Genomic DNA, 13,299 nt, shown 5'->3' with positions numbered 1-13,299 from the left:
TTTATCCACATTTTTTAAACAAGCTAAGAAACTTGAGTTTACTAAATAGAAATCAGTTTTCCACAGAATTCACAGACTCTATTATTACTATTAACTTTCTAATACTAAGAATAAATAAAGGAGAATCCATGATTCATTTTTCAATTAATAAAAATTTATTTCTACAAGCCTTAAATACCACAAAACGAGCAATTAGCTCTAAAAATGCTATTCCAATTTTATCAACAATCAAAATTGATGTTACCAATGAAGGAATTACTTTAATTGGATCAAATGGGCAAATCTCCATTGAAAATTTCATTTCTCAAAAAAATGAAGATGCTGGTCTTTTGATTACTTCCTTAGGTTCGATTCTTCTTGAAGCCTCTTTCTTTATCAATGTTGTATCCAGTCTTCCAGATGTAACCCTTGATTTCAAAGAAATTGAACAAAAACAAATTGTCTTAACAAGTGGCAAATCAGAAATCACTCTAAAAGGAAAAGATAGCGAACAGTACCCACGAATTCAAGAAATTTCAGCAAGCACACCTTTGGTTCTTGAAACCAAACTACTTAAGAAAATTATCAATGAAACAGCTTTTGCTGCAAGTACGCAAGAAAGTCGTCCAATTTTGACTGGTGTCCATTTTGTTTTGAGCAATCACAAGGAACTAAAGACAGTTGCAACAGACTCTCATCGCCTTAGCCAGAAAAAATTGACTCTTGAAAAAAATGGTGATGATTTTGATGTGGTGATTCCTAGTCGCTCTCTACGCGAATTTTCAGCTGTATTTACGGATGATATTGAAACTGTGGAGATTTTCTTTGCAAATAATCAAATCCTCTTTAGAAGCGAAAATATTAGCTTCTACACTCGTCTCCTAGAAGGAAACTATCCTGATACAGATCGTTTGATTCCAACTGACTTTAATACGACAGTAACTTTTGATGTTGTCAACTTGCGTCATTCAATGGAACGTGCTCGTCTCTTATCAAGTGCGACTCAAAATGGTACTGTGAAGCTTGAAATTAAAGGTGGTGTTGTTAGCGCCCATGTTCATTCTCCTGAAGTTGGTAAAGTAAACGAAGAAATCGATACTGAGCAGGTTACTGGGAATGATTTGACTATTAGTTTCAACCCGACTTACTTGATTGATTCCCTCAAAGCTTTAAATAGCGAAAAAGTAACTATCAGCTTTATCTCAGCTGTTCGTCCATTCACTCTTGTTCCAGCAGATACTGATGAAGACTTCATGCAGCTCATTACTCCAGTTCGTACAAATTAAGTGAAAGAGGTTGAGCCTAGCTCGCCTCTTTTATGATATAATCGAAAAAGAAAAGGAGAGTAGTATGTATCAAGTTGGAAATTTTATTGAAATGAAAAAGCCACATGCTTGCACCATCAAGTCAACAGGAAAAAAAGCCAATCGTTGGGAAATTACACGTGTTGGGGCAGATATCAAAATCAAATGTAGCAATTGCGACCACCTTGTTATGATGAGCCGCCATGATTTTGAACGAAAAATGAATAAGATTATTGACTAAGAACCCTTAGCTAGAGAGTTAGCAAGTTTTCCCTTTTTGTGTTATAATGTTAGGGATTGAAATGAGAACGGAGAATGAGAAAATATGGCTTTAACAGCAGGTATCGTTGGTTTGCCAAACGTTGGTAAATCAACCCTTTTTAATGCAATTACAAAAGCAGGAGCAGAGGCAGCAAACTACCCATTTGCGACTATTGATCCAAACGTTGGAATGGTAGAAGTTCCAGATGAACGCCTACAAAAACTAACGGAAATGATTACTCCTAAAAAGACAGTTTCAACAACTTTTGAATTTACAGATATTGCAGGGATTGTAAAAGGCGCATCGAAAGGAGAAGGTCTAGGAAATAAATTCTTGGCCAATATTCGTGAAGTAGATGCGATTGTTCATGTAGTTCGTGCTTTTGATGATGAAAATGTTATGCGCGAGCAAGGACGTGAAGACGCCTTTGTGGATCCACTTGCAGATATTGATACCATTAACCTAGAGTTGATTCTTGCTGACTTAGAATCAGTCAATAAGCGCTATGCGCGTGTAGAAAAGATGGCACGTACGCAAAAAGATAAAGAATCAGTAGCAGAGTTTAACGTTCTTCAAAAAATCAAACCAGTCCTTGAAGATGGAAAATCAGCTCGTACCATTGAATTCACAGATGAAGAACAAAAAGTTGTCAAAGGTCTCTTCCTTTTGACCACTAAACCAGTTCTTTATGTTGCTAATGTGGATGAGGATGTAGTTTCAGATCCAGATTCTATCGAATATGTGAAGCAAATTCGTGAATTCGCAGCGACAGAGAATGCTGAAGTAGTAGTTATTTCCGCGCGTGCTGAGGAAGAAATTTCTGAGTTAGATGAGGAAGATAAGCAAGAGTTTCTTGAAGCACTTGGTTTGACTGAATCAGGCGTTGACAAGTTGACTCGTGCAGCTTATCACTTGCTTGGGCTTGGAACTTACTTCACAGCTGGTGAAAAAGAAGTCCGTGCTTGGACCTTTAAGCGAGGGATGAAAGCTCCTCAAGCAGCTGGTATTATCCACTCAGACTTTGAAAAAGGGTTTATTCGTGCAGTAACAATGTCATATGAGGATCTAGTGAAATATGGATCTGAAAAGGCTGTAAAAGAAGCTGGGCGTTTGCGTGAAGAAGGAAAAGAATATGTCGTTCAAGATGGCGATATCATGGAATTCCGCTTTAATGTCTAATAACATTTAACAAATAGTGTCAACTAGGTTGGAAAAAAATTCCAACCCTTTTGGCTTTTGAAAGGAAAAATAAATGACCAAATTACTTGTAGGATTAGGAAATCCAGGGGATAAATATTTTGAAACCAAGCACAATGTTGGTTTTATGTTGATTGACCAATTAGCTAAAAAACAAAATGTCACTTTTACACACGATAAGATATTTCAAGCTGACCTAGCATCTTTTTTTCTTAATGGCGAAAAAATTTATCTTGTTAAACCAACGACTTTTATGAATGAAAGTGGAAAAGCAGTTCATGCTTTATTAACCTACTATGGTTTGGATATTGAAGATTTACTCGTTATTTACGACGACCTTGACATGGAAGTTGGAAGAATTCGTTTAAGAGCAAAGGGCTCAGCAGGTGGCCATAATGGGATTAAATCTATTATTAAACATATAGGTACTCAGGTTTTTAACCGTGTTAAAATAGGTATTGGCAGACCTAAAAAAGGCATGTCTGTTGTTCATCATGTTTTAAGTAAATTTGATCAGGATGACTATGTAGGTATTTTACAGTCAGTTGACAAGGTTGACGATGCTGTAAATTACTATTTACAAGAGAAAAACTTTGAGAAAACAATGCAGAGGTATAACGGCTAAATGGTGACTTTATTAGATTTATTCTCAGAAAATGATCAGATAAAAAAATGGCATCAAAATCTGATAGATAAGAAAAGGCAACTAATGTTAGGTCTGTCAACTTCTACCAAGGCTCTTGCAATTGCAAGTAGTCTAAAAAAAGAAAAAAAGATTGTGTTACTGACATCGACTTATGGAGAAGCAGAACGAATTATCAGTGATCTTCTTTCTATCTTAGGAGAGGAACTTGTCTATCCATTTTTGGTAGATGATTCTCCTATGGTAGAGTTTTTGATGTCTTCACAAGAAAAAATCATTTCGCGGGTTGAAGCCTTGCGTTTTTTAACTGATTCATCTAAGAAAGGGATTTTAGTTTGTAATATCGCAGCAAGTCGATTGATTTTACCTTCTCCCAATATATTCAAAGATAGTATTGTAAAAATCTCAGTTGGTGAAGAATATGACCAACATGGCCTTCTTCACAAATTAAAGGAAATAGGCTATTGCAAAGTTACGCAAGTACAAACTCAAGGTGAGTTTAGTATTCGAGGGGATATTTTAGATATTTTTGAGATGTCTCAGTTAGAACCTTTCCGAATTGAGTTTTTTGGGGATGAAGTAGATGGAATTCGAACTTTTGAAGTAGAAACACAATTATCAAAAGAAAATCAAACAGAACTCACCATCTTTCCAGATAGTGATATACTTTTAAGAGAAAGGGATTATACACGAGGTCAGTCAGCTTTAGAAAAGCAAATTTCAAAGACCTTATCACCGATTTTAAAATCATACTTGGAAGAGATTTTGTCAAGTTTTCATCAAAGACAGGTGCATTCAGATAGTCGGAAGTTTTTATCTTTATGTTACGATAAAACATGGACAATATTTGATTATATTGAAAAAGATACACCAGTATTCTTTGATGATTACCAGAAATTGATGAATCAGTATGAAGTCTTTGAAAGAGAATTAGCTCAATACTTTACAGAAGATTTACAGAACGGTAAAGCATTTTCTGATATGCAGTATTTTGCAGATACAGAGCAAACCTATAAAAAACAAAGTCCAGTTACCTTTTTCTCCAATCTACAAAAAGGATTAGGAAATCTCAAGTTTGATCACATTTATCAATTTAATCAATATCCTATGCAAGAGTTTTTCAATCAATTTTCTTTTCTTAAAGAAGAAATTGAGCGATATAAAAAAATGAACTACACTATTGTTCTGCAGTCTAGCAATTCAATGGGAAGTAAAACATTGGAGGATGTTTTAGAGGAATACCAGATTAAATTGGATTCCAGAGATAAGTCAAGTATCTGTAAAGAATCTGTAAACTTGATTGAGGGTAATCTAAGACATGGTTTTCATTTTGTAGATGAAAAAATTCTCTTGATTACTGAACATGAGATTTTTCAAAAGAAATTAAAACGTCGGTTTAGAAGACAACATGCTTCAAATGCAGAGCGATTAAAAGATTATAATGAACTTGAAAAAGGGGACTACGTTGTTCACCATATCCATGGAATTGGTCAATATTTAGGCATTGAGACAATTGAAATCAAAGGGATTCACCGTGATTATGTCAGTGTTCAATATCAAAATGGGGATCAAATCTCCATCCCAGTTGAGCAGATTCAATTACTGTCCAAATATGTTTCAAGTGATGGGAAAGCTCCAAAACTTAATAAATTAAATGATGGTCATTTCAAAAAGGCCAAGCAAAAAGTTAAGAACCAGGTAGAGGATATAGCTGACGATTTAATCAAACTTTATTCTGAGCGTAGTCAGTTGAAGGGATTTGCTTTCTCAGCTGATGATGATGAGCAACATGCTTTTGATGATGCTTTTCCTTATGTTGAAACGGATGATCAACTTCGCAGTATTGAGGAAATCAAGAAAGATATGCAGGATTCTCACCCCATGGATCGACTTTTGGTTGGAGATGTTGGTTTTGGGAAGACTGAAGTTGCAATGCGTGCAGCCTTTAAGGCGGTCAATGATCATAAACAAGTTGTCGTTCTAGTCCCGACGACGGTTTTAGCGCAACAACACTATACGAATTTTAAGGAAAGATTCCAAAATTTTGCTGTTAATATTGATGTATTGAGTCGCTTTAGAAGTAAAAAAGAGCAGGCGGAGACACTTGAAAAATTAAAGAATGGTCAAATCGATATTTTGATTGGAACACATCGTGTTTTGTCAAAAGATGTTGTATTTTCAGATTTAGGCTTGATGATTATTGATGAAGAGCAACGATTTGGTGTCAAGCATAAGGAAACATTGAAAGAACTGAAGAAACAAGTGGATGTCCTAACCTTGACAGCAACACCAATCCCTCGAACCCTTCATATGTCTATGTTGGGAATCCGAGATTTGTCTGTTATTGAAACACCTCCGACCAATCGGTATCCAGTGCAAACCTATGTTTTGGAAAAGAATGATAGTGTGATTCGTGATGCTGTCTTACGTGAAATGGAGCGTGGTGGTCAAGTTTACTATCTTTACAATAAAGTTGACACTATTGAACGGAAGGTTTCAGAATTACAAGAGTTGATTCCAGAAGCTTCGATTGGGTATGTTCACGGACAAATGAGCGAAATTCAGTTAGAAAACACTTTGTTGGACTTTATTGAAGGTCAGTATGATATTTTGGTGACTACCACAATCATTGAGACTGGCGTTGATATTCCAAATGCTAACACCTTATTTATTGAAAATGCAGACCATATGGGCTTGTCAACTTTGTATCAATTAAGAGGGAGAGTTGGTCGAAGCAATCGCATTGCCTATGCCTATCTTATGTATCGTCCAGAAAAATCAATCAGTGAAGTCTCTGAAAAGAGATTAGAAGCAATCAAAGGATTTACAGAATTGGGATCTGGATTTAAGATTGCTATGCGTGATCTTTCAATTCGTGGAGCAGGAAACCTCTTAGGAAAATCTCAATCGGGCTTCATTGATTCTGTTGGTTTTGAATTGTATTCTCAGTTACTAGAGGAAGCTATTGCTAAACGCAATGGAAATGAGAACACGAGAACTAAAGGAAATGCCGAGTTGATTTTACAAATCGATGCCTATCTTCCTGATACTTATATTTCTGACCAACGACATAAAATTGAAATTTACAAGAAAATTCGTCAGATTGACAGTCGTGTCAACTATGAAGAATTACAAGAAGAGTTGATGGACCGCTTTGGAGAATATCCAGATGTGGTGGCCTATCTTTTAGAGATTGGTTTGGTCAAATCATACTTGGATAAGGTCTTTGTTGAACGCGTAGAAAGAAAAGAGAATAAGATTACAGTTCAATTTGAAAAAGTCACTCAACGATTATTTTTGGCTCAAGATTACTTTAAATCCCTATCTGCAACGAACTTAAAAGCAACTATAGCGGAGAATAGAGGATTAATGGAAGTCGTATTTGATGTCCGAAACAAGAAGGATTATGAAATTTTAGAAGGTCTGATGATTTTTGGAGAAAGTTTGCTAGAGATAAAAGAATCAAAGGAAGCTAATTCTATTTGACGTTTTTCTTCTATAAAAAGGATAAAAATGGTACAATAATAATTTGAGGTAATAAAAATGAGATTAGACAAGTATTTAAAAGTATCACGAATTATTAAGCGTCGTACCGTAGCAAAGGAAGTAGCGGATAAAGGTAGAATCAAGGTAAATGGAATCTTGGCCAAAAGTTCAACAGATTTGAAAGTTGATGACCAAGTTGAAATTCGCTTTGGAAGTAAATTGTTGCTTGTAAAAGTACTGGAGATGAAAGATAGTACAAAAAAAGAAGATGCAGCAGGCATGTATGAAATTCTCAGTGAAACACGGGTAGAAGAAAATGTCTAAAAATATTGTACAGATGAACAATCCTTTTATTCAAAATGAACACCAACGTCGTCGTTACCTGATGAAGGAAAGACAAAAGAGGAATCGCTTTATGGGTTGGGTTCTGATTTTGATGATTTTATTGTTTATTTTACCGACCTATAATCTGGCCCAAAGCTATAATCAGTTACTGCAACGTCGTCAGCAATTGACAGAGTTGAAAGAGCAGTATCAAACTCTCAGTGATGAAAAGGACAAGGAATCTGCTTTTGCTGCAAAGTTGAAAGATGAAGACTATGTAGCAAAATATGCACGCGCCAAGTACTATTACTCAAAGAAACGAGAAGCAATTTACACAATTCCTGATTTGCTTCCGAGGTAATGTCATGGAAAATTTATTGGAAGTTGTTGAACAATTTTTAAGTTTATCAGATGAAAAATTAGAGGAATTGGCAGCTAAAAACCATTTATTACGATTACAAGAAGAAAGGGAAGAGAAGAATGCGTAAGTTCTTAGTAGTTTTATTGCTACCTGCTTTTATCATAACCTCAAGAGTAGTTAGCACAGAAAAACAGCTTCCTTACTCTTCGCAAGAAATTTATTATCTAACCGAGTCTGATTATGGATTCTACTATAAAGAAACTCTGGAATCCCCAATGGTATATGGAGAAACAGCTGTCTATGCTAATGAGGATCTTGTCAAGGAGTCTGGTAAATTGACTCCTGAAACCACCTTTAAAATAGTAGAATGGCGTTTGAATAGACAAGGTGTTCCTGTTTTTAAATTAGATAATCACCAGTTTATCCTTGCAGATAAGCGCTTGGTCTATGATCAAAGTCAAGTTCAAACTCAAAATAGGCAAGTATGGTTGGAGCCAGGGTTTGTTATCTACAACAGCCCCTATGATACGAAAGAAATTTCTTCCTCTTTCTCTCCCTATCAACGCGTAACAGTGGATAGAACCCTTTTTGCTGAGGGACAAGAATTTCTTCATATTGATCAAGTTGGGTGGGTATCAAAAGAGTTCACCTCAGAAGAAGACAATCGCATCCAGAAGGTTCAAGAAGTTTTATCAAGTAACTATCAGAACGAAAATTATTCTATTTATGTTAAACAACTGACTACGGGTAAAGAGGCTGGGGTGAATGAAGACAGTAAACTCTATGCAGCTAGCATCTTGAAACTAGCCTACCTTTATTATGCTCAAGATAAGATAAATCAAGGGGAATATACGCTAGACAGTAGCTTCAAGTATATCCCAGAAGTAAATAGTTTCCCTGGGTCCTATAAACCAGAAGGTAGTGGTAGCTTACCTAAAAAAGAAGATAACAAAGAATACAGTCTTCAACAGTTGATTACCAAGGTAACAAAAGAGTCTGACAATGTTGCTCATAATATTTTAGGTTATTATGTGACCAATCAATCTGACGGGGCTTTCAAAGAAAAAATGTCCACCATTATGGGTGAAGATTGGGATGTGAATGACAAATTGACTTCTTCAAAAATGGCTGGAAAACTTATGGAAGCTATTTATAATCAGAATGGTTTTGTCCTAGAGTCTCTAGGTAAGACCGATTTTGACAACCAACGAATCGCAAAAGGTGTTTCGGTTAAGGTAGCTCATAAAATTGGAGATGCCGACGAGTTTAAACACGACACTGCCATTGTCTATACGGATTCTCCTTTCGTTCTTTCCATTTTCACTAAAAATTCTGATTATGACACCATTGCTAAGATAGCCAAGGATGTCTATGAGGTTCTAAAATGAGGGATCAGGATTTTTTAAATCATTTTCTCCAAAAAGAGTATTTCAAAAAACATTCTAAAGTCTTATTGGCTCTGTCTGGCGGACTGGATTCAATGTTTTTATTCCAGCTATTGTCTACTTACCAAAAAGAGTTGGAAATTGAGTTGATTTTAGCACATGTAAATCATAAGCAGAGAAGTGAGTCTGACTGGGAGGAAAATGAACTAAGGAAGTTAGCTGATGCAGCTGAACTTCCTATTTATATCACAAGTTTTTCAGGAGACTTTTCAGAAGCGCGTGCTCGAGAGTTTCGTTATGATTTTTTTAGGAAAATCATGAAAGAGGTTGGAGCGACTGCCTTGGTTACTGCCCACCATGCAGATGATCAAGTTGAAACGATTTTGATGCGCTTGATTCGAGGAAGTCGGCTACGTCATTTAACAGGAATAAAAGAAAGTCAAGTAGTTGATGGCATTGAAATCATCCGCCCCTTATTGCATTTTCATAAAAAGGATTTTCCACCAATTTTTCATTTCGAAGATCAAACAAATCGTGAGAACAGCTATTTTCGAAATCGGATTCGAAATAGGTATTTACCAGAACTTGAAAAAGAAAATCCTCGTCTTAAATCCGCCCTTTTAGATTTAGGAAGGGAGATTTCAGATTACCAAGCAACAATAACGGAGCTTTCTAAACAAATTGATGTGGAAGATTTGAATGAGCTATTTTCATACTCTCAACAAACTCAAGGAATCTTGCTCCAGAATTATCTTAATCAATTTCCAGACTTAAATCTGACAAAGGCTCAGTTTGCCGAAGTTCGACAGATTTTAGCAACGAAAAGCCAGTATCGTCACTCTCTTAAAAATGGTTACGAACTGATAAAAGAGTATCAGAATTTTCGAGTTTGTAAAATCAGTCCTCAGGCCGATGAAAAGGAAGATGAACTTGTGTTACACTATCAAAATCAAGTTCAATATATGGGTTATTTATTTTCCTTTGGTATCCCTATTGAAGGGGATTTTGTTCAAAAAGTAACGGTTTCACGGGAAACATCTGTACATATTAGATGTCGAAAACCTGGCGATGTTATTATCCTAAATGGTCATCGAAAGAAACTGAGACGTTTATTTATAGATTTGAAACTCCCTATTGAAAAACGAAAAACAACCCCTATTATTGAGCAATTTGGAGAAATTGTCTCAATTTTAGGAATTGCGACCAGTGATTTGAGTAAAAACACGAAAAATGATATAATGAACACTGTAATTTATATAGAAAAAATAGATAGGTAAAAAGATGTTAGAACACGATATTGAAAAAATCCTCGTTTCACATGATGAAATTACAGAAGCAGCTAAAAAGCTAGGTGCACAACTAACAAAAGAATATGAGGGGAAAAATCCAATTCTTATTGGAATTCTAAAAGGATCGATTCCTTTTATGGCTGAATTGGTTAAACATATTGATACGCATATTGAGATGGACTTCATGATGGTATCTAGTTACCATGGTGGAACAGCAAGTAGTGGTGTCATCAATATCAAGCAAGATGTGACTCAAGATATCAAAGGAAGACATGTTTTATTTGTAGAGGATATCATCGATACAGGTCAAACTTTGAAAAATTTGCGAGATATGTTTATTGCAAGAGAAGCAGCTTCTGTTAAAATCGCGACTTTGTTGGACAAACCAGAGGGACGTGTTGTTGAAATTGAAGCGGATTATACCTGCTTTACTATTCCAAATGAGTTTGTAGTAGGTTATGGTCTGGATTATAAGGAAAATTATCGTAACCTTCCTTATGTCGGAGTATTGAAAGAAGAAGTTTATTCAAATTAGAAAGATCTATCTTTAATGAAAAAACAAAATAATGGTTTAGTTAGAAATCCATTTCTCTACTTGTTAATTATCTTCTTCCTAGTGACAGGATTCCAGTATTTTTACTCTGGAAATACTGCTGGACGAAGCGAAAAAATTAACTATACAGAATTGGTAAAAGAAATTACAGCAGACAATGTAAAAGAATTAACCTATCAGCCAAATGGTAGCATCATTGAAGTGTCTGGTGTTTATAAAAATCCTAAGACTAGTAAAGAGGAAACAGGAATTCAATTTTTTACTCCTACAGCTACAACAGTAGAAAGATTCTCAAGTACTATTCTTCCGTCTGATTCAACAGTTTCAGAATTGCAAAAACTTGCTTCTGAACATCAGGCTGAGGTTACAGTCAAACATGAGAGTTCAAGTGGTATGTGGATCAATATCCTTGTGTCTGTTGTGCCATTTGCTATTCTCTTCTTCTTCCTATTCTCTATGATGGGAAATATGGGAGGAAATAATAGTAGAAATCCAATGAGTTTTGGACGTAGCAAGGCTAAAGCTGCTAACAAAGAAGATATCAAGGTACGATTCTCAGATGTTGCAGGTGCTGAGGAAGAAAAACAAGAATTAGTAGAAGTTGTTGAATTCCTAAAAGATCCAAAACGATTTACAAAACTTGGTGCGCGCATTCCCGCGGGTGTTCTTTTGGAGGGACCTCCGGGAACAGGTAAGACCTTACTAGCTAAGGCAGTTGCCGGAGAAGCAGGGGTTCCGTTCTTTAGTATCTCAGGATCTGACTTTGTAGAAATGTTTGTCGGAGTTGGTGCAAGCCGCGTTCGTTCTCTTTTTGAGGATGCAAAAAAAGCAGCGCCAGCCATCATCTTTATCGATGAAATTGATGCTGTTGGTCGCCAACGTGGTGTTGGTCTTGGTGGAGGAAATGATGAACGTGAACAAACCTTGAACCAACTCTTGATTGAGATGGATGGTTTTGAGGGAAATGAAGGAATCATCGTTATCGCTGCAACTAACCGTTCAGATGTTCTTGATCCAGCTCTTCTCCGCCCAGGACGTTTCGATAGAAAAGTCTTAGTTGGCCGTCCTGATGTTAAAGGTCGTGAAGCAATCTTGAAAGTTCACGCTAAAAATAAACCTCTGGCAGACGATGTTGATTTGAAACTGGTTGCCCAACAAACCCCAGGCTTTGTGGGAGCTGACTTAGAAAATGTTCTAAATGAAGCGGCATTAGTTGCTGCTCGTCGCAACAAATCAATCATTGATGCTTCAGATATTGATGAGGCAGAGGACAGAGTGATTGCTGGACCATCTAAGAAAGATAAAACAGTATCACAAAGAGAACGTGAATTGGTTGCTTATCATGAGGCTGGACATACCATTGTTGGTTTAGTCTTGTCAAATGCCCGTGTTGTTCATAAAGTTACAATTGTACCACGTGGACGTGCAGGTGGTTACATGATTGCGCTTCCGAAAGAGGATCAAATGCTTCTATCTAAAGAAGACATGAAAGAGCAATTGGCAGGTTTGATGGGTGGTCGTGTAGCTGAAGAGATTATCTTTAATGTCCAAACGACAGGAGCTTCAAATGACTTTGAACAAGCTACACAGATGGCTCGTGCAATGGTCACTGAATACGGTATGAGTGAAAAACTTGGCCCAGTTCAATACGAAGGTAATCATGCTATGTTTGGTGCACAAAGTCCTCAAAAATCAATTTCAGAGCAAACAGCCTATGAGATTGATGAGGAAGTTCGTTCATTATTAAATGAGGCACGAAACAAAGCTGCTGAAATTATCCAATCAAATCGTGAAACTCATAAGTTGATTGCAGAAGCATTGTTGAAATACGAAACATTAGATAGTACACAGATTAAATCTCTTTACGAAACAGGAAAAATGCCTGAGACAGTAGAAGAGGAATCCCATGCACTATCTTATGATGAAGTAAAATCAAAAATGAGTGAAGAAAAATAAATTTAGAGAGGTTCGACCTCTCTTTTTATGTTCTAATGTGATGGCTACCGAGCGGATGCCCTGATAGTCGACCCTCCTCGTACAGGCTTAGATGATAAGCTGTTGGATGCCATTCTGACCTATGTTCCAGAAAAAATGGTCTATGTATCCTGCAATGTTTCGACCTTGGCACGAGATTTAGTTAAACTGGTAAAAGTCTATGATCTCCAGTATATCCAGTCAGTTGATATGTTTCCCCACACTGCACGAACAGAAGCAGTTGTTAAGTTAGTGAAGAAAAGAAAAAATCAACTTCACTGAAAAAAGATCTTGACAAAGTAGGAAAAGTAGGTATAATAGAAAGAGTTGAAAAGCTCAAGGTCCGTTGGTCAAGGGGTTAAGACACCGCCTTTTCACGGCGGTAACACGGGTTCGAATCCCGTACGGACTATGTGTGTATCGCGGTAAAAAAACTTGAAAAAAGTTTTAAAAAAGTGTTGACATAGGTTAGCAGCTGTGATATACTAATATAGTTGTCGCTTGAGAGAGATTGAGTGACAAAGACCTTTGAAAACTGAACA

At 36.5% G+C, this 13,299-nt stretch carries 12 protein-coding genes, 1 tRNA gene and 1 pseudogene; all 14 read left to right on the top strand.

Features of this window, described 5'->3' with window-relative positions:
• Positions 1-128: 128 nt before the first annotated feature.
• The 14 genes and pseudogenes from dnaN to EKB01_RS03520 all read left to right on the top strand — a co-directional run bounded on the left by dnaN (position 129) and on the right by EKB01_RS03520 (position 13,169).
• Positions 129-1,265 carry a DNA polymerase III subunit beta gene (dnaN, locus tag EKB01_RS03580; RefSeq protein ID WP_000581142.1) on the top strand — a complete coding sequence of 379 codons (1,137 nt, stop codon included), beginning with the start codon at positions 129-131 and terminating at the stop codon, positions 1,263-1,265.
• Between the two features lie 64 nt (positions 1,266-1,329).
• Positions 1,330-1,524, top strand: coding sequence for a DUF951 family protein (locus EKB01_RS03575; protein ID WP_000285177.1), 195 nt, complete (start codon positions 1,330-1,332; stop codon positions 1,522-1,524).
• 84 nt (positions 1,525-1,608) lie between these two features.
• On the top strand, positions 1,609-2,724 hold the full coding sequence (gene ychF, locus EKB01_RS03570) for a redox-regulated ATPase YchF (RefSeq protein ID WP_167265709.1): 1,116 nt from the start codon (positions 1,609-1,611) through the stop codon (positions 2,722-2,724).
• 73 nt (positions 2,725-2,797) lie between these two features.
• Entirely contained in the window at positions 2,798-3,367 is a 570-nt protein-coding gene (gene pth / locus EKB01_RS03565) for an aminoacyl-tRNA hydrolase (RefSeq protein WP_007520977.1), read from the top strand.
• A complete protein-coding gene (mfd, locus tag EKB01_RS03560; protein ID WP_167265707.1) occupies positions 3,368-6,871 on the top strand; it encodes a transcription-repair coupling factor in 3,504 nt (1,167 codons plus the stop codon). It begins immediately after the preceding gene.
• A 57-nt stretch (positions 6,872-6,928) separates the two neighbouring features.
• Entirely contained in the window at positions 6,929-7,195 is a 267-nt protein-coding gene (locus tag EKB01_RS03555; protein ID WP_007520979.1) for an RNA-binding S4 domain-containing protein, read from the top strand.
• Positions 7,188-7,556, top strand: a complete 369-nt coding sequence (locus EKB01_RS03550; RefSeq protein WP_000041917.1) for a septum formation initiator family protein — start codon at positions 7,188-7,190, stop codon at positions 7,554-7,556. Before EKB01_RS03555 ends, EKB01_RS03550 begins: the two co-directional genes overlap by 8 nt.
• A 4-nt stretch (positions 7,557-7,560) precedes the next feature.
• Positions 7,561-7,683: an SP_0009 family protein gene (locus EKB01_RS09345; protein WP_000429343.1), complete on the top strand. Its 123-nt coding sequence runs from the start codon at positions 7,561-7,563 to the stop codon at positions 7,681-7,683.
• Complete coding sequence (locus EKB01_RS03545; RefSeq protein WP_033583701.1) at positions 7,676-8,944, top strand: serine hydrolase; 1,269 nt, start codon at positions 7,676-7,678, stop codon at positions 8,942-8,944. Before EKB01_RS09345 ends, EKB01_RS03545 begins: the two co-directional genes overlap by 8 nt.
• Positions 8,941-10,218: a tRNA lysidine(34) synthetase TilS gene (gene tilS / locus EKB01_RS03540; RefSeq protein WP_033583699.1), complete on the top strand. Its 1,278-nt coding sequence runs from the start codon at positions 8,941-8,943 to the stop codon at positions 10,216-10,218. Before EKB01_RS03545 ends, tilS begins: the two co-directional genes overlap by 4 nt.
• Positions 10,219-10,222: 4 nt before the next feature.
• A complete protein-coding gene (hpt, locus tag EKB01_RS03535; RefSeq protein ID WP_000889395.1) occupies positions 10,223-10,765 on the top strand; it encodes a hypoxanthine phosphoribosyltransferase in 543 nt (180 codons plus the stop codon).
• 15 nt (positions 10,766-10,780) lie between these two features.
• Entirely contained in the window at positions 10,781-12,739 is a 1,959-nt protein-coding gene (gene ftsH, locus EKB01_RS03530; protein WP_033583696.1) for an ATP-dependent zinc metalloprotease FtsH, read from the top strand.
• A gap of 54 nt (positions 12,740-12,793) precedes the next feature.
• A pseudogene (locus EKB01_RS03525) lies at positions 12,794-13,039 on the top strand (23S rRNA (uracil-5-)-methyltransferase RumA); the annotation flags it as partial.
• A 58-nt stretch (positions 13,040-13,097) separates the two neighbouring features.
• A tRNA-Glu gene (locus EKB01_RS03520) sits at positions 13,098-13,169 on the top strand.
• Positions 13,170-13,299 lie beyond the last annotated feature (130 nt).

Source organism: Streptococcus sp. CCUG 71758 (assembly GCF_011714815.1).
In the GTDB taxonomy this organism is placed as follows: Bacteria; Bacillota; Bacilli; order Lactobacillales; family Streptococcaceae; genus Streptococcus; species Streptococcus halitosis.
The sequence above is the reverse complement of the archived record's forward strand: the minus strand, read 5'-3'. Positions and strand labels throughout refer to the sequence as shown.

What these genes read in the sequence shown, in the direction of transcription:
- dnaN (WP_000581142.1), top strand. Translation starts at nt 129, where the DNA reads ATGATTCATTTTTCAATTAATAAAAATTTATTTCTACAAGCCTTAAAT.
- EKB01_RS03545 (WP_033583701.1), top strand. Translation starts at nt 7,676, where the DNA reads ATGCGTAAGTTCTTAGTAGTTTTATTGCTACCTGCTTTTATCATAACC.
- tilS (WP_033583699.1), top strand. Translation starts at nt 8,941, where the DNA reads ATGAGGGATCAGGATTTTTTAAATCATTTTCTCCAAAAAGAGTATTTC.
- EKB01_RS09345 (WP_000429343.1), top strand. Translation starts at nt 7,561, where the DNA reads ATGGAAAATTTATTGGAAGTTGTTGAACAATTTTTAAGTTTATCAGAT.
- EKB01_RS03575 (WP_000285177.1), top strand. Translation starts at nt 1,330, where the DNA reads ATGTATCAAGTTGGAAATTTTATTGAAATGAAAAAGCCACATGCTTGC.
- mfd (WP_167265707.1), top strand. Translation starts at nt 3,368, where the DNA reads ATGGTGACTTTATTAGATTTATTCTCAGAAAATGATCAGATAAAAAAA.
- ychF (WP_167265709.1), top strand. Translation starts at nt 1,609, where the DNA reads ATGGCTTTAACAGCAGGTATCGTTGGTTTGCCAAACGTTGGTAAATCA.
- hpt (WP_000889395.1), top strand. Translation starts at nt 10,223, where the DNA reads ATGTTAGAACACGATATTGAAAAAATCCTCGTTTCACATGATGAAATT.
- pth (WP_007520977.1), top strand. Translation starts at nt 2,798, where the DNA reads ATGACCAAATTACTTGTAGGATTAGGAAATCCAGGGGATAAATATTTT.
- EKB01_RS03550 (WP_000041917.1), top strand. Translation starts at nt 7,188, where the DNA reads ATGTCTAAAAATATTGTACAGATGAACAATCCTTTTATTCAAAATGAA.
- ftsH (WP_033583696.1), top strand. Translation starts at nt 10,781, where the DNA reads ATGAAAAAACAAAATAATGGTTTAGTTAGAAATCCATTTCTCTACTTG.
- EKB01_RS03555 (WP_007520979.1), top strand. Translation starts at nt 6,929, where the DNA reads ATGAGATTAGACAAGTATTTAAAAGTATCACGAATTATTAAGCGTCGT.